Source organism: Microbacterium lacticum (assembly GCF_006716815.1).
Taxonomy (GTDB): Bacteria; Actinomycetota; Actinomycetes; order Actinomycetales; family Microbacteriaceae; genus Microbacterium; species Microbacterium lacticum.
The window spans coordinates 15,190-36,258 of sequence record NZ_VFPS01000005.1; the positions used below are offsets into that span (position 1 = coordinate 15,190).

The following is a 21,069-nucleotide window of genomic DNA, read 5'->3' on the forward strand; positions in this document are numbered from 1 at the left end:
TCCTATGGCGCTGTTCGGGACGGACGGTGTGCGGGGGCTCGCGAACGGCACCCTCACCGCCGACCTGGCACTCACCCTGGCCCAGGCGACCGCTGTCGTCCTGGGCCAGGGGCGCATCGCCTCGGCCCGCAAGGCCGCCGGCAAACGCCTCACCGCGGTGGTCGCGCGCGACCCGCGCATCTCGGGGCAGTTCCTCTCCGCCGCCGTCGAGGCGGGCCTCGCCTCGTCGGGCGTCGACGTGCTCGAGGCGGGCACCCTCCCCACTCCGGCGACGGCCTTCCTCATCGACGACATCGACGCCGACTTCGGCGTGATGATCTCGGCCTCGCACAACCCCGCGCCCGACAACGGCATCAAGATCTTCGCCCGCGGGGGAGTGAAGCTGCCCGACATCGTCGAGCAGCGCATCGAAGAGGCCATGACCGGCCCCAAGCTCCAGCCCACCGGCGGTGACGTGGGGCGCGTGACGCGATTCTCGGATGCCGAGGACCGCTACGTCATGCATCTTCTGGCCTCTCTGCCGCACCGCCTCGACGGGCTCCACGTCGTCGTCGACTGCGCGCACGGCGCGGCCTCGGGCGTCTCGCCCGAGACGTTCCGCAACGCCGGCGCGAAGGTGACCGTGATCGGCGCCGACCCCGACGGCATCAACATCAACGACGGCGTGGGCTCGACCCACCTCGACAAGCTCGCCGCCGAGGTCGTGCGCACCGGCGCCGACGTCGGCATCGCGCACGACGGCGACGCCGACCGCTGCCTCGCCGTCGACGCCGACGGCACCATCGTCGACGGCGACCAGATCATGGCGATCCTCGCCCTCTCGATGAAGGAGCGCGGCGTGCTCCGCGGCGACACGCTCGTCACGACGGTCATGAGCAACCTGGGCCTGCACCGCGCGATGGCCGCGAACGGCATCCGCGTCGAGACGACCGCGGTCGGCGATCGGTACGTGCTCGAGCGCATGAACGAGGGCGGCTACTCCCTCGGCGGCGAGCAGAGCGGCCACGTGATCATGAGCCGCTTCGCCACGACCGGCGACGGCGTGCTCACCGGACTGCACCTGTGCGCCGAGATGGCGCGCACCGGCAAGACGCTCGCGCAGCTGGCATCCGTCATGACCGTCTTCCCTCAGGTGCTCGTCAACGTCCGCGGCGTGGAGCGCACCCGCGCGGCCGACGCCGACGTCGTCGCCGCCGTCGAGGTGGCCGAGCGCGCCCTCGGCGACAGCGGACGGGTGCTCCTGCGCCCCTCGGGCACCGAGCAGATGGTGCGCGTGATGGTCGAGGCGGCGTCGGAGGCGGATGCACGGCGCATCGCCGACGAGCTCGCCGACATCGTGCGCGGCTGACGGATTCGGGTTCGCTTGCGGTCCGCATCCGGCGGGCGGTCCGCTCGGTGCGGCTTCAGCCGGCGGGCTCCGACCAGCTGAGCGACTCGATGTAGCGCAGCAACACGCCTTCGCGAAGCGCCCACGGACTCACTTCGAGCTCCTCGACGCCGAGCGCGGTCATGGCGGTGTGCAGCACCACGGCCGCCGCGACGATCTGGAAGGTGCGGTCGGGCGTGATGCCGGGAAGCTCCTGCCGGGCCGAGGCGGGAAGGCGCGCGAGCCGCGGGATCCACGAGCCGAGCGCCGTGCGCGGCAGCAGCATCCGCTCGCTGCCCGACCACCCCGCCGCCGGGTATCCGGCGAGCTTCGCGAGCGAGCGGGTCGCCTTCGACGACCCGACGACGTGGTTCGGCTTCGGCTGCGCGGCCATGAGCGCGGCGATCGGGGCGAGCGTGACGGCGGCGTGGGCGCGCAGGCGTTCGACGGCCTCCTCGCCCGGCGGGTCGTTCGGGAGGAACTCGACGGTCGCGCGGCCGGCGCCCAGCGGCACGGATGCCGCGACCTCGGGCAGCTCGTCGGCGCCGGCGGCGAGTTCGAGCGATCCACCGCCGATGTCGAACAGCAGGATCTGCCCCGCCGACCACCCGAACCACCGGCGGACGGCGAGGAACGTGAAGCGCGCCTCGCTCTCGCCCCCGAGCACCTGCAGGTCCTGGCCGAGCGCCTCCTCGATGCGGGCGATCACCTCGGCGCCGTTCGTCGCGTCGCGGACGGCGCTCGTGGCCGTCGCGAGCAGCTCCGACACGTTCTCACGCTCGGCGACGACGCGCGCTTCGGCGACGGCCGAGACCAGGGCATCCACACCCTCCTCGCTGATCGAGCCGTCGGGTTCGAGGTAGCGCATGAGGCGGAGCACCGTGCGGGTGCTGCTCGTGGCGAGCGGCCGGCCGCCGGGGTGCACATCGGCGACCAGCAGGTGAACCGTGTTCGAGCCGATGTCGAGTACTCCGAGGCGCATGCGGCCAGCGTAGCGGCGGGCGGGGTGGGCGCCGCGCGCCTGCCACGTGGGGTGACGGTGCGGGCGGGGTGCGCGCCGCGTGCGCGCCGGTGCGTGCGTGAAGGTGCGCGCCGGTGCGTGACGGTGCGCGCCGGTGCGTGACGGTGCGCGCCGGTGCGTGACGGTGCGCGCCGGTAGAGTGGGCGCGATGTCCACCGACGAACAGGCGACCGACGTCGCCTCGCTGTATCGCGAGGTCGACCGCGCGGAGTGGGCGGCGCTCGCGCCGGGTGTGCCCAACCCCCTCACCGAGACCGAGGTCGTGCAGCTGCGCGGCATCGGCGACCGCCTCGACCTCGCCGAGGTGCGCGAGGTGTACCTGCCGCTCAGCCGACTGTTGTCGACGTACGCCGAGAACACCAAGCGCCTGGGCGGTCAGGTCTCGTCGTTCCTGCGCGAGCCCGACGCGACGACGCCGTTCGTCGTCGGTGTCGCCGGCTCGGTCGCGGTCGGGAAGTCGACCATCGCGCGCCTGCTCCGCGAGTTGATGAGCCGCTGGCCCGGCACCCCGCGGGTCGAACTCGTGACCACCGACGGATTTCTCTACCCGAACGACGAGCTCGAACGCCGCGGCATCATGCACCGCAAGGGCTTTCCCGAGTCGTACGACCGGCGTGCGCTCGTGCGGTTCCTCACCGACGTGAAGTCCGGCGCCGCGGAGGCGCGGGCACCCTTCTACTCGCACATGCGCTACGACATCATGCCCGACGCGCACGTCACGGTGCGCCGCCCCGACGTCGTCATCGTCGAGGGGCTGAACGTGCTCTCCCCGCCGCCGACGCCCAACGACGTCGCGGTGAGCGACCTGTTCGACTTCTCGATCTACGTCGACGCCGACGCCGACGACATCGCGCAGTGGTACGTGCACCGCTTCCTCGCGCTCCGGCAGGGCGCGTTCAGCAACCCGAGCTCGTTCTTCAAGGTGTTCGCCGACCTCTCCGATGCCGAGGCCGTCGACACCGCGATGGGCTACTGGAACGACATCAACCTGCCGAACCTCCGCGAGAACGTCGAACCCACCAAGCACCGCGCGACCCTCGTGCTGAACAAGGCCGCCGACCACACCGTCGAGAGCGTCCTCCTCCGCAAGCTCTGACCCCGGCATCCTCCCCACCGCCGAGCCGCCATGATCTGTGCGAGCCGCCACGATCCGGCCCGCACATCCCGTAGCGGCTCGCATGGGGGATAGCGGCTCGGCGTGAGGGCCGCGGCATCCCCCGGCGGCGCGGGGTTTGGTAGGGATCCGCGCAAAAGGGCGCGGCTACCCTAGAGCGCATGTGTGGAATCGTCGGATACGTCGGCCCGCGGGACAGCCAGGCCATCCTCCTCTCGGGGCTCGCCCGGCTCGAATACCGCGGCTACGACTCCGCCGGCATCGCGGTCATCGACCAGGGCGGCGCCCTCGACATGCGCAAGCGCGCCGGCAAGCTGAAGGTGCTGCGCGACGACCTGGCATCCCACCCCATGCCCGACGGCACGACGGGCATCGGGCACACGCGCTGGGCGACGCACGGCGGGCCGACGGATGCCAACGCGCACCCGCACCTCGCCGACGATGACCGCCTGGCGGTCATCCACAACGGCATCATCGAGAACTTCGCCGAGCTGAAGGCCGACCTGCTCTCCCTCGGATACACCTTCCGCTCCGAGACCGACACCGAGGTCGCGGCGGTGCTCCTCGGGCACGAGTACCGGGCATCCGGCGATCTCGTCACGGCGTTCCGCTCGGTCGTGCGCCGCCTCGAAGGCGCGTTCACGCTCCTCGCGATGCACCAGGACCAGCCCGGCCTCGTCGTCGGCGCCCGCCGCAACTCGCCGCTCGTGATCGGCCTCGGCGACGGCGAGAACTTCCTCGGCTCCGACGTCGCGGCCTTCGTAGAGCACACCCGCAACGCCCTCGCGATCGGGCAGGACGAGATCGTCGCGATCACCCCCGACGGCGTCGAGATCACCGACTTCGACGGCAGCGCCGTCGAGGCCTCTCCCTTCGAAGTGGTGTGGGATGCCTCGGCCGCCGAGAAGGGCGGATGGTCTTCCTTCATGGCGAAGGAGGTCTCCGAGGAGCCCGACGCCGTCGCGAACACGATCCGCGGCCGCGTGCATGACGGGCAGGTCGTGATCCCGGAACTCGACGGACTCGACGAGATCTTCACGGGTATCCGCCGCATCATCGTCATCGCGTGCGGCACGGCCGCCTACGCGGGTCAGACCGGCGCCTACGCCATCGAGCAGTGGACGCGTGTGCCCGTGTCGGTCGAGCTCGCGCACGAGTTCCGCTACCGCGATCCGGTGCTCGGCGACGACACGCTCGTCGTCTCGATCAGCCAGTCCGGCGAGACCATGGACACCCTCATGGCCGTCAAGTACGCACACGAGCGCGGCGCGAAGACGCTGTCGATCTGCAACACCCAGGGAGCCACGATCCCGCGCGAATCGGATGCCGTGATCTACACGCACGCGGGGCCTGAGGTGGCCGTGGCATCCACCAAGGCGTTCGTCGCGCAGATCACCGCGCTGTACCTCCTCGCCCTGCACGTCGCGCGGGTGCGCGGGTCGCTCCCCGCCGCCGAGGCGGCCGATCACGTGCGTGAGCTCGAGGCCGTGCCCGGCAAGATCTCCCGCGTCCTCGAGACCGAGCAGGCCCACATCGAGCAGTTCTCGCGCTGGATGGCCGACACACAGTCGGTGCTCTTCCTCGGCCGGCACGTCGGCTACCCGATCGCGCTCGAGGGCGCGCTCAAGCTCAAGGAGATCAGCTACATCCACGCCGAGGGCTTCGCCGCCGGCGAACTCAAGCACGGTCCGATCGCGCTCATCGAGCCGGGCCAGCCGGTGTTCGTGATCGTGCCGTCGCCGCGCGAATCGGCCGAGCTGCACAAGAAGGTCGTCTCGAACATCCAGGAGATCCGCGCGCGCGGCGCCCGAGTGATCGTCGTCGCCGAAGAGGGGGATGCCGCCGTGCTGCCCTTCGCCGACGAGGTGCTGCACATCCCGCTCGCCGGCCCCTTCTTCGAGCCGCTGCTCGCCGTCGTGCCGCTGCACATCTTCGCGATGGGCCTCGCGACCGCGAAGGGCCTCGACGTCGACCAGCCCCGCAACCTCGCCAAGTCCGTCACGGTGGAGTGAGGGCGGCCGGCCGGGCGGTCGGCGCCGCGGGCGGTGGGTAGGCTGACGGGGTGATCGTCGGAATCGGCGTCGACCTCGTCGACATCCCGCGCTTCGAGCGTTCGCTCGCGCGGACGCCGCGGCTTCTCGACCGGCTGTTCACGCCGGCCGAGCAGACGCTCAAGCGGCACTCGCTCGCCGCGCGCTATGCCGCCAAGGAGGCCCTGATCAAGGCCCTCGGGGGGTCCGACGGCGTGCACTGGACCGACATCGAGGTCGCCTCCGAGCCGAGCGGCCGCCCCGTGTTCGCCCTCGCCGGCGAGACCGCCGCGACCGTCGAAGCCCGCGGCATCACCGCCGTGCACCTCTCGCTCAGCCACGACGGCGGCCTCGCGACCGCGTACGTGGTGGCCGAGGCACCCGATGCGCCGATGGATGCCTCGGGGGCCGGCGCGTCCGCCGGTGCCGTGGCCGAGGCATCCGTCGACCCGACCGGAGGTGCCCGATGAGCCACCTGCCCGCCGGCGTGATGCGCGAGACGCTCATCGACACCGCCGCGATCACCGAGAACGTGCGGCACCTGCGGCGCCTCACCGACTCGGAGGTGATCGCCGTCGTCAAGGCCGACGGCTACGGTCACGGCGCCGTGCGCTCCGCGATCGCGGCGCTCGCCGGCGGCGCGACGCGTCTCGGGGTCGCCGACGTGTCCGAGGCGATCGCCCTCCGCCGTGCGGGGATCGACGCGCCGATCCTCGCCTGGCTGCACGCGCCGGGCGCCTCGTTCGTCGAGGCCGCCGGACTCGGGATCGAGCTCGGCATCTCGAGCTTCGATCAGCTCGTCGCCGCGGCGTCCGCCGCCACCGCCGACCGCGCCGTCGGCGTGCACCTCAAGGTCGAGACGGGGCTCGGGCGCAACGGCATCGCGCCCCCCGACGCGCCCGTCGTGTTCGCCGAGGCGGCACGACTCGAGCGCATCGGCAAGCTCCGCGTGGTCGGCATCTTCAGCCACCTCTCCAACACGAGCGCGGACGACGACCGCGCCGCCCTCTCCCGGTTCCAGGAGGCGCTCGCGCTCGCGGCGCGGCTCGGGCTCACCCCTCCGCTCACGCACATCGCCGCCTCGCACGCCGCCATCGACCTGCCCGAGGCGAGGCTCGGCTGCGTGCGGATCGGCATCGCGATGTACGGACTGTCGCCCTTCGCCGACCGCAGCTCTGCCGACCTCGGTCTGCGCCCCGCGATGACCCTCCGTGCGGCGGTCGCCGCCGTGCGCCGGGTGCCGGCCGGGCAGGGCGTCTCGTACGGCTACACGCATCGCACCGACGCCGACACGACGCTCGCGCTCGTCCCGCTCGGCTACGCCGACGGGGTGCCCCGCGCGGCATCGGGGTCGGGCGCCGTCCGCATCGGCGGCGAGACCTTCCCGGTCGCGGGCCGCATCGCCATGGACCAGTTCGTCGTCGACGTCGGCGATCACCCGATCGCGGTCGGCGACGAGGCGCTGCTCTTCGGCGACCCGACGCTCGGCGCCCCGCCGGTGGAGGCGTGGGCCGACGCCGCCAACACGATCAACTACGAGATCGTCACCCGCATCGGGCCGCGCGCGGTGCGCCGCGAGGGGGCGCGGTGATCCCGTTCGCCGTTCGCAATTCCGTCTCCGCGCCGCGGGCCCGGCGCGGCGGCCCCGGGTTTCGGCGGAATGCCCGCGGCGACCGACGCGTTCGGACTGAACTGTGAACGGGAGGATGCCATGAGCGGGCTCGACGAGTTCGTCGGCGACCGCGAGATCGCGTCGCCCGACGAGATGGAGAACCTCGGCCGCCGGTTCGGCGCGGCGCTCGGCGCCGGAGACCTCGTCGTGCTCACCGGCCCGCTCGGCGCCGGCAAGACGACCCTCACGCGGGGCATCGCCGCGGCGCTCGGCGTGCGCGGCCGCGTGCAGAGCCCGACCTTCGTGATCGCGCGCACGCATCGCTCGCTCACCGACGGTCCGCCCCTCGTGCACGTGGACGCCTACCGTCTCGGCACCGACGGAGAGCTCGACGACCTCGACATCGACTTCGCCCACTCGGTCGTCATCGCCGAGTGGGCCGCGCCCTACGCGGCGGCCGTCGCCGACCGCTGGTGGGAGGTCGAGATCGACCGCGGATGGTCGGGCACCGGCGTCGACAACGCGTGCGGCACCGCCGGCCCGCACGTCGCCGACATGGAGGATGCCGCGCCGCGGCTCGTCCGCATCTCGCGCCGGCCATGACCTCGCGACGGTCGACCTCGGCGTAGGGTGCCGCAACCCGCCCCGGTACCGCATCCACCCGGACACCCCCACCCGGACACCCCACCCGCACCGGCCCCGACTACCCTGGATGACGTGATCCTCGGCATCGACACCTCCCTCGGCACGGCCGTCGCCGTCGTCGACCGCGACGGTGCGGTGCGAGCCGACCGTGCGAGCGAGAATCCTCTCGGGCACGCCGAGGCGATCGGTACGCTCCTGGTCGACGCGCTGACGGACGCCGCCCGTGGCCCGATCGGGCAGACCGGCGCCGCCGAAGAGGTTGCGCTGACGCATGTCGCCGCCGGCATGGGTCCCGGTCCCTTCACCGGGCTCCGGGTCGGCATCGCCGCGGCGCGCGCCTTCGCGCTCGGCCGGGGTATCCCGGTCGTCGCCGTCCCGAGTCACGACGCGGCGGCGCTCGGCGCGCTGCTGTCTGCGGCGCTCGCCGACCCCTTCGGCGACCCGCCCCGCTTCGCCGTCGTCACCGACGCGCGCCGCCGCGAGTTCGCCTACTCCGTCTACGACGGGCTCGACGACGACGGCATCCCCGTGCGCGCGGCCGGCCCTGCCCTCGCACCGCGCGCCGAGATCGACGACGTGCTCGCCGGGCTCGGCGCCGAGCGGCTCGACGTCACCGCCATCCCGGCGGCGATGGTCGCCACCCTCGCCGCGCGCGCGCTCGCCGCGGGCCGAGAGCTCACGGGCCCCGAGCCGCTGTACCTGCGCGCTCCCGACGTGACCCTGCCTGCCGCCCCGAAGCGGGTGGGCGCATGAACCTGCGCACCGCGACCGCCGACGACCTCGGCGCGATCATGGCCCTCGAGCGGGCGTCGTTCCCGACGGATGCCTGGAGCGAGACCCTCATGGCCGCCGAGCTCTCCTCGCCGCACGGCCGCTACGTCGTCGACGTCGAGGCCGGGCGCCTCGCCGGCTACGGGGGAGTGCGCGCCGTGCAGGGCGCCGCCGACGCGGACATCCAGACGATCGCGATCGCCGAGCACGCCCGCGGAACGGGACGGGGGCGCGCGCTGCTGCACGCGCTGCTCGCCGCGGCTCGGGAGCGCGGGGCCCGCGAGGTGTTCCTCGAGGTGCGCGCCGACAATCCGGTCGCCGAATCGCTGTACGTCTCCGAGGGCTTCACCGAGATCGCCCGCCGCCCGCGCTACTACCAGCCCGATGACGTCGACGCCGTCGTCATGAGGCTCGATCTCGTCGGCTGGGCGGTTGCCCAGCGGCCGGCCGACTCCGTCGCGTCCGAAGCGGGGGCCTGCTCATGAACGCCCTCCCGACCCGAGACCGGCTCCCCGCTCACACCGCCGAGAACCGCGAACCGCTCGTGCTGGGCATCGAGACGAGCTGCGACGAAACCGGCATCGGCATCGTGCGCGGCTCGACGCTGCTGAGCAACACGATCGCGAGCTCGATGGACGAGCACGCCCGCTACGGCGGCGTCGTGCCCGAAGTCGCCGCGCGCGCGCACCTCGAGGCGCTGCAGCCGACGATCGAAGCCGCCGTCGCCGAGGCCGGCATCACGCTCGACGAGATCGACGCCGTAGCCGTCACGAGCGGGCCGGGTCTCGCCGGGGCGCTCATGGTCGGCATCGGCGCCGCGAAGGCCCTCGCGGTGAGCCTCGACAAGCCGCTCTACGCGGTGAACCACCTCGTCGGCCACATCGCCGCCGACCTCCTCACCGGCGAAGATGTCGAGTACCCGACGATCGCGCTCCTCGTGAGCGGCGGTCACACCTCGCTCCTCCTCGTCCGCGACCTCGTCTCCGACGTGGAACTCCTCGGCGAGACCCTCGACGACGCCGCCGGCGAAGCCTTCGACAAGGTCGCCCGCATCCTCGGCCTGCCCTATCCCGGCGGCCCCGAGATCGACCGCGCCGCCGCGACCGGCGACCCGGCCGCGATCCGCTTCCCGCGGGGCCTCTCCAAGGCATCCGACCTCGCGGAGCACCGCTACGACTTCTCCTTCTCGGGGCTGAAGACCGCCGTCGCGCGCTGGGTCGAGCAGGACGCCGCCCGCCAAGCGGAGAGCGGAGACGCCCCCGCCATCCCGGTGCCCGACGTCGCCGCGTCGTTCCGCGAAGCGGTCGTCGACGTGCTCGTGACGAAAGCCCTGGATGCCTGTGCGCGCTACGGCGTGCCGCGCCTGCTGCTCGGCGGCGGCGTCATCGCCAACCGGCGCCTGCGCGAGGTCGCGCTCGAGCGGGCGGCCGCGGCCGGCGTCGCGGTGCGGATCCCGCCGCTCAGCCTCTGCACCGACAACGGCGCGATGATCGCCGCGCTCGCCGCGCAGCTCATCATGAGCGGCCACCGCCCGTCGACCCTCGCCTTCGGCGCCGACTCCACGCTGCCGGTCACCGAGATCCAGGTCGACGAGGTCGAAGCAGGCGAACAGACCCGCGACGAGTCGGCGGCAGTCCGATGAGCGAGCGCGACGAACGGATGCCCCGCCCCGCCGGCCCCGCCGAGGCGCCCACCGTCGCGGGCGCCTCCGACGACGTGACGGTCGCCGACTCGGCGGCGCTGCCCGGCGAGCACCGCGGCGGTTTCCAGAGAGAGTTCACCGAGCCCGTCCCGATCACCGAGACCACCGTGGTCGAGCCCGAGTGGGCGACCGCGCCCGCCCACTCCGCCGACAGCGCGCTGCCGCGCAGCGGCGCCTGGGCGCTCGTCTTCGGCATCCTCGGGCTCGCGGTCTCGTTCCTCGTGGGCTGGGGCTTTCTCATCGGCCTCGTCGGCGCGGGCCTCGCGATCGCCGCACTCCGCCGCCCGTGGGAGTCGCGTCAGCTCGCCGTCTGGGCGCTCTGTCTGAGCCTCGTGTCGGTCGTCTACAGCGCGGGCTGGCTGTGGTGGGCGTCGACGCAGGGCCCGCTGTTCGGCTGACGCCCCCCTCAGACGCGGTCGGCCAACAGGGTCACGCGACGGTCGCCGACGCGCGTGACGAACAGCGTCGCCTGCTCCGGACCGCGCAGCTTGAGCTTCGTGCGCAGGCTAGCCGGGTCGACGTCGACCCCGCGCTTCTTGATCTCGAGGGTGCCGATGCCGCGCTCCCGCAGCGCCTTGCCGAGCGCCTTCGGGTCGTTCGGCAGCTGCTCGCGCACGCGGAAGCTCTGCACGAACGGGCTCGCCGTGCCGTCCGAGGAGCCTGCGGCCGGGGCATCCGAGGTCAGATACGCGATCTTCGCGTCGATCATCCCGGCATCCAGCGACCGCGCGACCTCGCCGATCAGCCGGGCGCGGATGACCGCGCCCTCGGGCTCGTGCAGGTACGCGCCGAGCTCCCGCACCGGAGCGTCGTCGGCGTCACCCGCCGCGGTGAGCTCGGCCGCCGAGCCGCCGCGGATGACGAGCGCCGAGCGACGGATGCCCGGCCGCGCGAGCTTTCCCGTCCAGACGACCAGCTCCACGGTCGAGCCGTCGACCGAGATCCACTGCGCCTCGGCGTCCTCCGGGATCAGGGTCCGGTCGAACGCCGGACCGAGCTTCACCCCGGCGGGAACGCGGGCGGCGAGATCCCACACCCAGTCGAGCGGCGGCGACCAGTCGCCCGCGCCCACGCGGGTGGTCTCGGTGTGGCCCGCGGTGCGGCGGGCGGGGTCGAGCCAGACGGCGTCGACGCCCGCGAGGTCGACCTCCTCGGCGCGCGCGTGCCGCACCTGCGCCTGCTCGCCGAACGGGGCGAGGTTATAGGCGGCGAGGGCCGCGGTGACCTCGTCGGCGTCGACCGCGACGACGTCGAGACCGATGCCGGCGAACGCGAGCGCGTCGCCGCCGATGCCGCAGCCGAGATCCGCGACGCGGGCGACGCCGGCATCGCGGAACCGGCCGGCGTGACGCGCGCCGACCTCGAGTCGAGTCGCCTGCTCGAGGCCCGCCCGCGTGAAGAGCATGCGGTCGGCGAAGGCGCCGAACTTCGCCCGTGCGCGGCTGCGCAGGCGCGCCTGCCCCACCGCCGCCGCGACGAGATCGGGGGAGAGGCCGGCGGCGCGCAGACGCGACACCGTCGCGGCGACGTCGTCGGTGCCGTCGATCGCCCCGAGGTCGTCGACCAGGCGCAGGCCCTCCGGGGTGAGGAGCGCGGTCAGCTCGGCGAGTTCCATCCGGCCAGCCTAGAAGACCCCGCCGAGGTGGCCGCGGCCGGGATTGGCACTCGCGTTGCACGAGTGCCAACGGCACCCTAGACTTGGCGTTAGCACTCCGACGTGTCGGGTGCTAATCAGTCTTTTCCGTGCCAACGCCAGAAAGAGGTAAACCGTGTCGGTTTCCATCAAGCCGCTCGAGGACCGCATCGTCATCAAGCAGGTCGAGGCCGAGCAGGTCACGTCCAGCGGTCTCGTCATCCCCGACACCGCCAAGGAGAAGCCCCAGGAGGGCGAGGTCGTGGCCGTGGGCCCGGGCCGCATCGACGACAACGGCAACCGCGTTCCGCTCGACGTCGCCGTCGGCGACCGCGTGATCTACTCGAAGTACGGCGGCACCGAGGTCAAGTTCGGCGCCGACGAGTACCTCGTGCTCTCGGCGCGCGACGTGCTCGCGGTCGTCGTCCGCTGACGCAGCGATCTCTCGCAGAGAGGGTCCGGATGCCTGGCATCCGGGCCCTTTCTCGTCTCCGTCCGCCGGTGGTGCCCCTCGCAGGGGCCGACGCTCGATGATGGCGGCCTGACGGCGGTCCGTGGCAGGATGCCGCCGCGAAACGGCGTCCGGCCATGTCACGACCGTTCTAGAGTGAGACTCATGACACCCGAGACCGCCGCGCAGGAGCGGCTGGGCGGGATCTACGCCTTCGGCGCCTACTTCCTCTGGGGCTTCATGCCCCTCTACTTCATCCTGCTCGCGCCGATCGGCCCGTGGGAGGTCGTCGTCTGGCGCATCCTCTTCTCCCTCGTCTTCTGCGCGATCCTGCTGACCATCACCCGCACCTGGCCGAAGCTCCTCGCGATCCTGCGCGACCGGCGCCTGGTGTTCTGGACGATCATCGCGGGCCTGCTGATCTACGTGAACTGGCAGGTCTTCCTCATCGGCATCCTCACCGGGCACGTCATCGAGGGGAGCCTCGGCTACTTCATCAACCCGATCGTCACGGTGCTGCTCGGCGTGCTCGTGCTGCACGAGCGGCTGCGGCCGGCGCAGTGGGCGGCGATCGCGATCGCGGTGGTCGCGGTGGTCGTGATCATCGTCGCGTACGGAACCTTCCCCTGGATCGCGCTGACTCTCGCGGCGTCGTTCGGCGCGTACGGCCTCGTGAAGAAGCAGATCGGCCCGAAGGTCGACGCGATCAGCGGCCTCACGCTCGAATCCCTCTGGCTGACGCCGATCGCGCTCGTGCAGCTCATCGTCGTCGCGAACACCACCGGACTCGTGTTCGGCACCCAGGGCGCCGGGCACACAGTGCTCGTCACCCTCGCCGGGGTCATCACCGCCGTCCCGCTCCTGCTCTTCGCCGCTGGCGCGCGGCGCGCACCGCTCGTCGTGATCGGCCTCCTGCAGTTCGTCGCCCCGATCATGCAGTTCCTCACCGGATGGTGGATGCTGGGCGAGCCGATGCCCCTCGAGCGCTGGATCGGATTCGGCCTCGTGTGGGTCGCGCTCATCGTGCTGATGGTCGACTCCATCGCCTCCGCGCGGGGCTCCCGCCGGGCATCCGCCGTCGTCGACCTCGCCTGACCGGCTCCGCTGCGGCGCGTCTCCCGCACCGGGGCGCCCGCACGGCACGACCGGGAACGGGTCGTTATCGCACCGTGACCGTCCTGTATCACACCGTTAACGCATCGCAACAATCAGGGTGCCCCCCGCCTACTAGGTTTATCCACAACCCGGCGGGGGTCCCGTGCCCGCGCCGCCGACACCAAGGAGCAAAATGGGCGTCTTCACCCGTTCGCGCGCCGCACGGATCCTGGGCGGCATCGCCCTGGTCGGTGCGGGCGCTCTCGTTCTGGCCGGTTGTTCCGGCTCGTCGAGCCCCGAGTCCTCGGGGTCTGCCGATGCAGGCTTCGAGTTCCCGATCGACTGCAACGCGGCCGAGCCGGCGGCGTACACGCCGACCTACAACTCGACCTCGACCGGTCCGGGCACCGACCTGACCTACAAGATCGGCACCGCGCTGCCGGTCACCGGCAACCTCGCCTTCCTCGGCCCGCCCGAGATCGCGGGCACCGAGTACGCCGCCTCCGAGGTCAACGCCGCGGCCAAGGGCGTCACGGTCGACCTCATCCAGGGCGACTCGGGCGACACCGACAACAAGGCGTACGAGACCGAGATCCCGCGTCTGCTGGGCGAGGGTGCCACGGCCATCATCGGCGCCGCGTCGTCGGGCACGTCGCTGCAGTTCATCGACCAGGTGATCGCGGCGAACGCCATCCAGTTCTCGCCGGCGAACACCTCGGCGGCCTTCACCGGGTACAAGGACAACGGCCTGTACTGGCGCACCGCCCCCTCGGACGTGCTCCAGGGTGAGGTGCTCGGCAACCAGATCGCCGCCGACGGCAACGAGACGCTCGGCATGATCGTGCTCAACGACTCGTACGGCACGGGCCTCGCCTGCTTCACCAAGAAGTCGTTCGAGGCGGCCGGCGGCAGCGTCGTCGCCGCGTCGCTCTACAACACGGGTGACACGAACTTCTCGGCCCAGGTCGAGGACGTGCTGGCGGCCAAGCCCGACGCGATCGCGCTGATCACCTTCGAAGAGGTCAAGACGATCATCCCCGAGCTGAAGGGCGCCGACTTCCCCGCCGACAAGATGTACTTCGTCGACGGCAACCTGTCGAACTTCGGCGACGAGTTCGACCCGGGCACGCTGACCGGGGCGAAGGGCACCTATCCGGCCGTCGACCCGGCGAAGATCTCGACGTTCCGCGACGCGCTGCAGGCGTTCAACACGGCGCAGGGCAACGCGGAGCTGACCGAGTTCACCTACGCGCCGGAGTCGTACGATGCGGTCATCCTCCTCGCCCTGGCGGCGCTCGAGGCCGGCTCCACCGCCGGGCCCGACGTCGCCGCGCACCTGCAGCAGGTGTCGGGCGGCTCGGGTGACGGCAAGAAGTGCACCTCGTACGCGGAGTGCGCCGACATCATCATCTCGGGCGCCGTCGCCGACTACGACGGCGTCTCCGGACCGATCACGTTCAACGACGTGGGCGACCCGACCGAGGCGACGATCGGCATCTTCCAGTACGGCGACGACAACAACTACAAGTTCCTCACCATCGGCTGAGCCGACGAGGTCAGGCGGGGCCCCGGTCTTCGGACCGGGGCCCCGCTGCTGTGCGCGGAGGAGCGGCGAACGGATGCCTCGCACGCACCGCACCACGGGTGCTTCGCCCGCACGCACCATGGATGCCTCGCGCGCCCGCACGCGCGCACGAATCAGCCCCGCACCACGGATGGTGCGGGGCTGATTCGAACTCGCCGGGCGCGGGTGCGGGAAACTCCCGTCAGGCGCCGAGCGTGCCGAGGTAGAGGCCGATCACGTTCGGATCGTTCAGCAGGTCGCGACCGGTGCCGGTGTAGGCGTCGCGGCCCTGATCGAGCACATAGCCGCGGTCGCAGATCTGCAGGCAGCGCCGGGCGTTCTGCTCGACCATGATCGTGGTGACGCCGGCCTTGTTGATCTCCGAGACCCGCAGGAACGCCTCGTCCTGACGCGAGGGCGACAGACCGGCCGACGGCTCGTCGAGCAGCAGCACGTGCGGGTCCATCATGAGCGCGCGGCCCATGGCGACCATCTGGCGCTCGCCGCCCGAGAGCGACCCCGCGCGCTGCTGCAGCCGCTTGCCGAGGTCGGGGAAGATCGACGTCACGAAGTCGACGCGTTCGCGCAGGCCCCGCGGGCGCTGATAGGCGCCCATCTGCAGGTTCTCGGCGATCGTGAGGCTCGGGAAGACGTTGTTGGTCTGCGGCACGAACCCGACGCCCTTGGCGACGAGCTTGTTGGCGCGCAGGCCCGTGATGTCTTCGCCGTTGAGGGTCACCGAGCCCGAACGCACCTTCACCTGACCGAATATCGCCTTGAGCATCGTCGACTTGCCGGCGCCGTTCGGCCCGATGATGCCGATGAGCTCGCCCTTGGCGGCGGTGAGGTTCGCACCGTTCAGGATGTTGACGCCCGGGAGGTACCCGGCGACGACGTCGTCGAGCACCACGACGTTCTCCGCGGGGGCCGTGGCCGTCGAGGCGGACATCGACGCCGAGGCGGACGACGCCGGCTGCGGGGCGGGGGCTGAACTGCTCACGTGAGGTCCTCCGTCTGCTCGTCCTTGCGCTCCGCGTCGTCGACGATCGCGCGGTCGATCTCGTGCGTCGCCTCGACGAGCTCCGTGGCGTCCGCCCCCAGCTCGCCCTCGTACCGGCCCGTGACGACACCGAGGTCGACGTCCTGATGGGCGCCGAGGTAGGCGTCGATCACCGCGGGGTTCTTCATCACCGTGTCGGGCGGGCCCTCGGCGACGACCTTGCCCTCGGCCATGACCACCACCCAGTCGGCGATGTGGCGCACCATGTGCATGTCGTGCTCGACGAACAGCACGGTCATGCCGAGATCCTTGAGATCGAGGATGTGGTCGAGCAGCGACTGGGTGAGCGCCGGGTTCACGCCCGCCATCGGCTCGTCGAGCATGACGAGGATCGGGTCGCTCATGAGGGCGCGCGCCATCTCGAGGAGCTTCCGCTGGCCGCCCGAGAGCGACGCGGCGAAGTCCTTCTCCTTGGAGTCGAGTGTGAACCGCGTCAGCAGCTCGCGCGCCTTCGTCTCGTTCTTCTTCTCCTGCGCGTTCCACAGGAACGGGAAGATGCTCGCCCACAGGTGCTCGCCGGTCTGGTGCGTGGCGCCGAGCTTCATGTTCTCGAGCACGGTCAGCAGACCGAGCGACTTGGTGAGCTGGAAGGTGCGCACCTGACCCATCCGGGCCGCCTTGAAGGCGGGGATGCCGGCGAGGTTCGTGCCGTCGAACGACCAGGTGCCCGTGTTCGGCTTGTCGAACCCGGTGAGCAGGTTGAACAGCGTCGTCTTGCCGGCGCCGTTCGGGCCGATGAGCGCGGTGATGGCGTTCCGCGGGATCTCGAGGTGGTCGACGTCGACGGCGGTGAGACCGCCGAACACGCGCGTCACCCCGTCGATCACGATGATCGGGTCGACCTTGGCGACGCCCGGGCGGATCTCGCCGCTCGGGTCGGCGGGGTCGACGCGGTGGAGGCCGGTGGACTTGGGGCGCGGCGTCGGGGCCACGGTGTCAGCGGACAAAGGTCAACTCCTTCTTGCTGCCGAGGATGCCCTGCGGGCGGAAGATCACGATCAGCATGAGCGCGATGCCGACGAGCACGAAGACGAGCATCTGGCTCTGCTCGACGGTGAGGAAGGGGAGGAGCCCCGCCTGCACCATCGCCGGCAGCAGGTTCGACAGGAACGCACGCACCATCCAGAAGAGCACCGCGCCGAGCACGGGGCCGAAGATCGTCGCCGCACCGCCGAGCAACAGCGCCGTCCACACGAAGAACGTCTGCGAGGTGACGTACACGTTCGGGTTGACGTTCGTGCCCATCGCCGTGATGATGCCGCCCGCGGCGATGATCATGCCGCCGACGATGAGAGCCTGCATCTTGAAGGCGAAGACGTTCTTGCCGAGCGAGCGCACGGCATCCTCGTCTTCACGGATGCCTCGGATCACGCGGCCCCACGGGCTGCTCATCAGCAGCCAGACGAACAGCACCACGATCGCGATCGTGATGACGCCGACGACGATCACCCACCACTGGTCGGACGGGTAGGTCCACGGCCCGAAGCCCCATTTGCCGGGAGGTAGGGGGTTGCTGGCGCGGAAGGATGCCTGGAAGCCGCTCAGTCCGTCGGCCGAACCCGTCCACTGACGGAAGCTCGAGGTGAGGAAGAGGAGGCGCAGCACCTCGGCGGCCGCGATCGTGACGATCGCGAGGTAGTCGCCGCGCAGGCGCAGCGTCGGGATGCCGAGGATGATCGCGAAGACGACCGCGGCCAGCAGGCCGATGAGCGCCGCGACCGGCCACGCCAGGCCGAACGTGAGGATCGAGATCGCGAAGCCGTATGCGCCGATCGCCATGAATCCCGCGACGCCCATGTTGAGCAGGCCCGCGAAGCCGAAGTGCACCGAGAGGCCGATCGCCGCGAGGGCGTACCCGAGGGTCGCGGGGGCGAGGATCTGCGCGAACGTGTTGTTGAGAATCTGCAGCCAGTTCATGATGTGCCTAACCGATCCGCTCTCGGCGTCCGAGGATGCCCTGCGGACGGAACAGGAGGATGACGATCAGCACGACCAGCGCGCCGACGTACTTCAGGTCGGACGGGATCCACAGGGTCGACACCTCGACGAGCAGGCCCACGATGATCGAGCCGATCAGCGCGCCGAACGCCGTGCCGAGACCGCCGAGGGTCACCGCCGCGAAGATGAGGAGCAGGATGCTCGTGCCCATGTCCCACTTGATGCCGGGGCGGAAGTAGGCCCACAGCACACCGGAGAGGCCGGCGAGCCCCGCCGCGACGATCCAGACGATGCGGACGACCCCGTCGACGTCGATGCCGCTCGCCGCCGCGAGCGACGGGTTGTCGGAGACGGCGCGGGTCGCGCGGCCGATGCGGGTGCGCATGAGCCACCACGCGAACAGGCCGATGACGATCAGCGAGACCGCCATGCTGATCACGTCGGTGACCGTCAGGCGGATGGGGCCGAGGCCGGGGATCGTCTGCGAGACGGCGCCCGGGAGCTGCTCGGTGCCGCCGCCGACGAACATCTGGTAGAGGTAGCGCAGCGCCAGCGACAGACCGATCGAGACGATCATGAGCTGCACGGTGCCGAGGCCCTTGCGCCTCAGGGGGCGCCACAACCCGGCATCCATCGCGAATCCGAAACCCGCCGAGAGCACCACGGCGATCGGGATCGCGATCCAGATCGACCAGCCCACCCCCGTCGAGAAGAGGAGCGCCATCAGCGCCCCGAAGGTGACCATCTCTCCGTGCGCGAAGTTCGACAGGCCGGTCGTGCCGAACACGAGCGACAGGCCGATCGCGGCGAGGGCGAGCATGAGGCCGAAGTTGAGGCCGTTGACCACGCGCGAGGCCAGTTGGTCGGCGAAGCTCGTCGTCTGGCGCTCGGCCGCCACGAGGGTGAAGTTCTTCGTGACCGAGCTGCCTGCCCCGAACGTCGCTTCCTGCGTGAAGGCGAACCCGTCGGGGGCCTCGACGCCGCTCGGCAGGCTCGACTTGACGAGCTCGATCGTCCAGGCCGTCTCCTTGTCGGGCACGCCGATGCGGGCGCGGCCGTCTTCGTCGGTGGTGGCCTCGCCCTCGAAGTCGCCGCCCTTCGCGGTGACGGTCGCGCCGGCGACGGCCTCGCCGCCGGAGCGCACGTTCACGACGATCGTGTAGGGGAGATCGGTGCTGTCGTCACCCCCGTCGTCGCCCGAGGCGGCGAAGGATGCCCCCGGCATGCTCAACAACAGGGCGACGGCGGCGAGCATGCCGCCCAGGGTCAGCACCAGCCACCGCAGTGGGCTGCGCGCAGCGACGGTCGTGGGACTCAAAGGTTCCTCCAGTCAGCGCACCCGTCGGGTGGGGCGGTCGCATCGGCAGTGATCAACGACGGTACGAGCGTAATGTGTCCGGATTGTTTCGACTACTGACTCGTTATCGGAATGTTCTCGTCGGATCGTCGTGGGGGGTGCCGCCGTGGTCTCGCCGTGCGGAATGAACGCGGTCCCGCGCGACTTACAATCGATACACGCGCGCGCGAGGGGCAGGAGAGCCAGTGGAGTACAACGACCCGTTCGGTTTCGTCGGTCTGACCTATGACGATGTGCTGCTCCTTCCGGGGCACACCGACGTCATCCCGTCAGAGGCCGACACGTCATCGCGGGTGACTCGCCGCATCACGGTGGCGACGCCGCTGCTGTCGGCGGCGATGGACACCGTCAGCGAGGCGCGCATGGCGATCGCGATGGCCCGCGAGGGTGGCCTCGGCATCCTGCACCGGAATCTCTCCATCGCCGACCAGGCCGCGATGGTCGACCAGGTCAAGCGCAGCGAGTCGGGCATGATCACCGACCCGATCACGACGACGCCGGACGCGACGATCGACGAGGTCGACAGGCTCTGCGCGCAGTACCGCATCTCCGGTCTGCCGGTGATCGACGACGCCGGCACGCTCGTCGGCATCATCACGAACCGCGACATGCGCTTCGTGTCGGGCTTCGAGCGGCAGACCACCAAGGTGCGCGACGTGATGACGACCGAGGGGCTCGTGACCGGGCGCGTCGGCATCGGCGCGAACGAGGTCATCGCCCTGTTCGCGCAGCACCGGGTCGAGAAGCTGCCGCTCATCGACGACGCGGGCAAGCTCGCCGGACTCATCACGATCAAGGACTTCGACAAGAGCGAGAAGTACCCCCTCGCGACGAAGGACGACCAGGGACGGCTGCGCGTGGGCGCGGCGATCGGCTTCTTCGGCGACGCGTGGGAGCGCGCCGAGGCCCTCCGCGACGCCGGGGTTGACGTGATCGTCGTCGACACTGCGAACGGACAGTCGCAGGGCGTCATCGACATGGTCACGCGGCTGAAGACGGATGCCACGTTCGAGCACATCGACGTCATCGGCGGCAACGTCGCGACGCGCGAGGGCGCGCGGGCGCTCATCGACGCGGGTGTGGACGCCGTGAAGGTCGGCGTCGGTCCGGGGTCGATCTGCACGACGCGCATCGTCGCGGGCGTGGGCGTGCCGCAGGTCACGGCGATCTGGGAGGCGTACCAGGCCGCCCGCGAGGCGGGCATCCCGATCATCGCCGACGGCGGTCTGCAGTACTCCGGCGACATCGCCAAGGCGCTTGTCGCCGGGGCCGACACCGTCATGCTCGGGTCGCTCCTCGCCGGCACCGACGAGTCGCCGGGCGAGATCGTCTTCCAGGGCGGCAAGCAGTTCAAGCTCTACCGCGGGATGGGCTCGCTCGGGGCGATGCAGACGCGCGGCAAGAAGACCTCGTACTCGAAGGACCGTTACTTCCAGGCCGACATCCCCTCGGACGACAAGCTGATCCCCGAGGGCATCGAGGGCCAGGTCGCGTACCGCGGCCCCGTGTCGGCGGTCGCGTACCAGCTCGTCGGCGGCCTGCGTCAGTCGATGTTCTACGTCGGCGCGCGCACGATCGAGGAGCTGAAGGCGCGCGGAAAGTTCGTGCGCATCACCGCCGCGGGCCTCAAGGAGAGCCACCCGCACGACGTGCAGATCGTCGTCGAGGCGCCCAACTACAAACGCTGAGCCCGGGGGCGGCGCGCCGCGG

General features: G+C 71.2%; 20 protein-coding genes. 14 read left to right on the forward strand and 6 right to left on the reverse strand.

Annotated elements, in window-relative coordinates; all coding sequences use genetic code 11:
* Positions 1-4: 4 nt before the first annotated feature.
* On the forward strand, positions 5-1,348 hold the full coding sequence (glmM, locus tag FHX68_RS12345; RefSeq protein ID WP_141381396.1) for a phosphoglucosamine mutase: 1,344 nt from the start codon (positions 5-7) through the stop codon (positions 1,346-1,348).
* A gap of 55 nt (positions 1,349-1,403) precedes the next feature.
* Here glmM and FHX68_RS12350 read toward each other — a convergent pair whose 3' ends face one another.
* A complete protein-coding gene (locus FHX68_RS12350; RefSeq protein ID WP_141381395.1) occupies positions 1,404-2,348 on the reverse strand; it encodes a Ppx/GppA phosphatase family protein in 945 nt (314 codons plus the stop codon).
* A gap of 187 nt (positions 2,349-2,535) precedes the next feature.
* Here FHX68_RS12350 and coaA point away from each other — a divergent pair, with 187 nt between their 5' ends.
* The 9 genes from coaA to FHX68_RS12395 all read left to right on the forward strand — a co-directional run bounded on the left by coaA (position 2,536) and on the right by FHX68_RS12395 (position 10,659).
* Positions 2,536-3,483 carry a type I pantothenate kinase gene (coaA, locus tag FHX68_RS12355; protein ID WP_141381394.1) on the forward strand — a complete coding sequence of 316 codons (948 nt, stop codon included), beginning with the start codon at positions 2,536-2,538 and terminating at the stop codon, positions 3,481-3,483.
* A gap of 179 nt (positions 3,484-3,662) precedes the next feature.
* Positions 3,663-5,513: a glutamine--fructose-6-phosphate transaminase (isomerizing) gene (glmS, locus tag FHX68_RS12360; protein WP_141381393.1), complete on the forward strand. Its 1,851-nt coding sequence runs from the start codon at positions 3,663-3,665 to the stop codon at positions 5,511-5,513.
* Between the two features lie 50 nt (positions 5,514-5,563).
* On the forward strand, positions 5,564-6,001 hold the full coding sequence (locus FHX68_RS12365) for a holo-ACP synthase (protein ID WP_141381392.1): 438 nt from the start codon (positions 5,564-5,566) through the stop codon (positions 5,999-6,001).
* Positions 5,998-7,122: an alanine racemase gene (alr, locus tag FHX68_RS12370; RefSeq protein WP_174799191.1), complete on the forward strand. Its 1,125-nt coding sequence runs from the start codon at positions 5,998-6,000 to the stop codon at positions 7,120-7,122. Before FHX68_RS12365 ends, alr begins: the two co-directional genes overlap by 4 nt.
* Positions 7,123-7,242: 120 nt before the next feature.
* Positions 7,243-7,746: a tRNA (adenosine(37)-N6)-threonylcarbamoyltransferase complex ATPase subunit type 1 TsaE gene (gene tsaE / locus FHX68_RS12375; protein ID WP_141920282.1), complete on the forward strand. Its 504-nt coding sequence runs from the start codon at positions 7,243-7,245 to the stop codon at positions 7,744-7,746.
* 114 nt (positions 7,747-7,860) lie between these two features.
* Positions 7,861-8,541, forward strand: a complete 681-nt coding sequence (gene tsaB, locus FHX68_RS12380; RefSeq protein WP_141381391.1) for a tRNA (adenosine(37)-N6)-threonylcarbamoyltransferase complex dimerization subunit type 1 TsaB — start codon at positions 7,861-7,863, stop codon at positions 8,539-8,541.
* A complete protein-coding gene (rimI, locus tag FHX68_RS12385) occupies positions 8,538-9,044 on the forward strand; it encodes a ribosomal protein S18-alanine N-acetyltransferase (RefSeq protein ID WP_141381390.1) in 507 nt (168 codons plus the stop codon). The genes tsaB and rimI overlap by 4 nt, the downstream gene beginning before the upstream one ends.
* Complete coding sequence (gene tsaD / locus FHX68_RS12390; protein WP_141381389.1) at positions 9,041-10,201, forward strand: tRNA (adenosine(37)-N6)-threonylcarbamoyltransferase complex transferase subunit TsaD; 1,161 nt, start codon at positions 9,041-9,043, stop codon at positions 10,199-10,201. Before rimI ends, tsaD begins: the two co-directional genes overlap by 4 nt.
* On the forward strand, positions 10,198-10,659 hold the full coding sequence (locus tag FHX68_RS12395; RefSeq protein WP_244926864.1) for a hypothetical protein: 462 nt from the start codon (positions 10,198-10,200) through the stop codon (positions 10,657-10,659). The genes tsaD and FHX68_RS12395 overlap by 4 nt, the downstream gene beginning before the upstream one ends.
* Positions 10,660-10,667: 8 nt before the next feature.
* On the opposite strand, the gene FHX68_RS12400 is transcribed toward FHX68_RS12395, so the two are convergent.
* Positions 10,668-11,876: a class I SAM-dependent methyltransferase gene (locus FHX68_RS12400; protein ID WP_141920265.1), complete on the reverse strand. Its 1,209-nt coding sequence runs from the start codon at positions 11,874-11,876 to the stop codon at positions 10,668-10,670.
* A 154-nt stretch (positions 11,877-12,030) separates the two neighbouring features.
* Between FHX68_RS12400 and groES the strand changes: the two genes are divergently transcribed.
* The 3 genes from groES (at position 12,031) to FHX68_RS12415 (ending at position 14,986) form a co-directional block, all read left to right on the forward strand.
* Positions 12,031-12,327 (forward strand): co-chaperone GroES, encoded by a 297-nt coding sequence (gene groES, locus FHX68_RS12405; RefSeq protein ID WP_141381326.1) that lies wholly within the window; start codon positions 12,031-12,033, stop codon positions 12,325-12,327.
* Positions 12,328-12,510: 183 nt separating this feature from the next.
* Positions 12,511-13,440 carry an EamA family transporter RarD gene (gene rarD, locus FHX68_RS12410; RefSeq protein ID WP_141381327.1) on the forward strand — a complete coding sequence of 310 codons (930 nt, stop codon included), beginning with the start codon at positions 12,511-12,513 and terminating at the stop codon, positions 13,438-13,440.
* Positions 13,441-13,633: 193 nt separating this feature from the next.
* Positions 13,634-14,986 (forward strand): ABC transporter substrate-binding protein, encoded by a 1,353-nt coding sequence (locus tag FHX68_RS12415; RefSeq protein ID WP_141381328.1) that lies wholly within the window; start codon positions 13,634-13,636, stop codon positions 14,984-14,986.
* A 220-nt stretch (positions 14,987-15,206) separates the two neighbouring features.
* Here FHX68_RS12415 and FHX68_RS12420 read toward each other — a convergent pair whose 3' ends face one another.
* The 4 genes from FHX68_RS12420 to FHX68_RS12435 are packed head-to-tail and all read right to left on the reverse strand — an operon-like array spanning position 15,207 to position 19,257.
* Positions 15,207-15,953 carry an ABC transporter ATP-binding protein gene (locus tag FHX68_RS12420; protein ID WP_141381335.1) on the reverse strand — a complete coding sequence of 249 codons (747 nt, stop codon included), beginning with the start codon at positions 15,951-15,953 and terminating at the stop codon, positions 15,207-15,209.
* 47 nt (positions 15,954-16,000) lie between these two features.
* Entirely contained in the window at positions 16,001-17,011 is a 1,011-nt protein-coding gene (locus FHX68_RS12425; protein ID WP_141381329.1) for an ABC transporter ATP-binding protein, read from the reverse strand.
* Positions 17,001-17,981, reverse strand: coding sequence for a branched-chain amino acid ABC transporter permease (locus FHX68_RS12430; RefSeq protein WP_141381330.1), 981 nt, complete (start codon positions 17,979-17,981; stop codon positions 17,001-17,003). Before FHX68_RS12430 ends, FHX68_RS12425 begins: the two co-directional genes overlap by 11 nt.
* 7 nt (positions 17,982-17,988) lie before the next feature.
* Positions 17,989-19,257: a branched-chain amino acid ABC transporter permease gene (locus FHX68_RS12435; RefSeq protein WP_141381336.1), complete on the reverse strand. Its 1,269-nt coding sequence runs from the start codon at positions 19,255-19,257 to the stop codon at positions 17,989-17,991.
* Positions 19,258-19,544: 287 nt separating this feature from the next.
* Between FHX68_RS12435 and guaB the strand changes: the two genes are divergently transcribed.
* Positions 19,545-21,047: an IMP dehydrogenase gene (gene guaB / locus FHX68_RS12440; protein ID WP_141381331.1), complete on the forward strand. Its 1,503-nt coding sequence runs from the start codon at positions 19,545-19,547 to the stop codon at positions 21,045-21,047.
* The last annotated feature ends 22 nt before the right edge of the window (positions 21,048-21,069 follow it).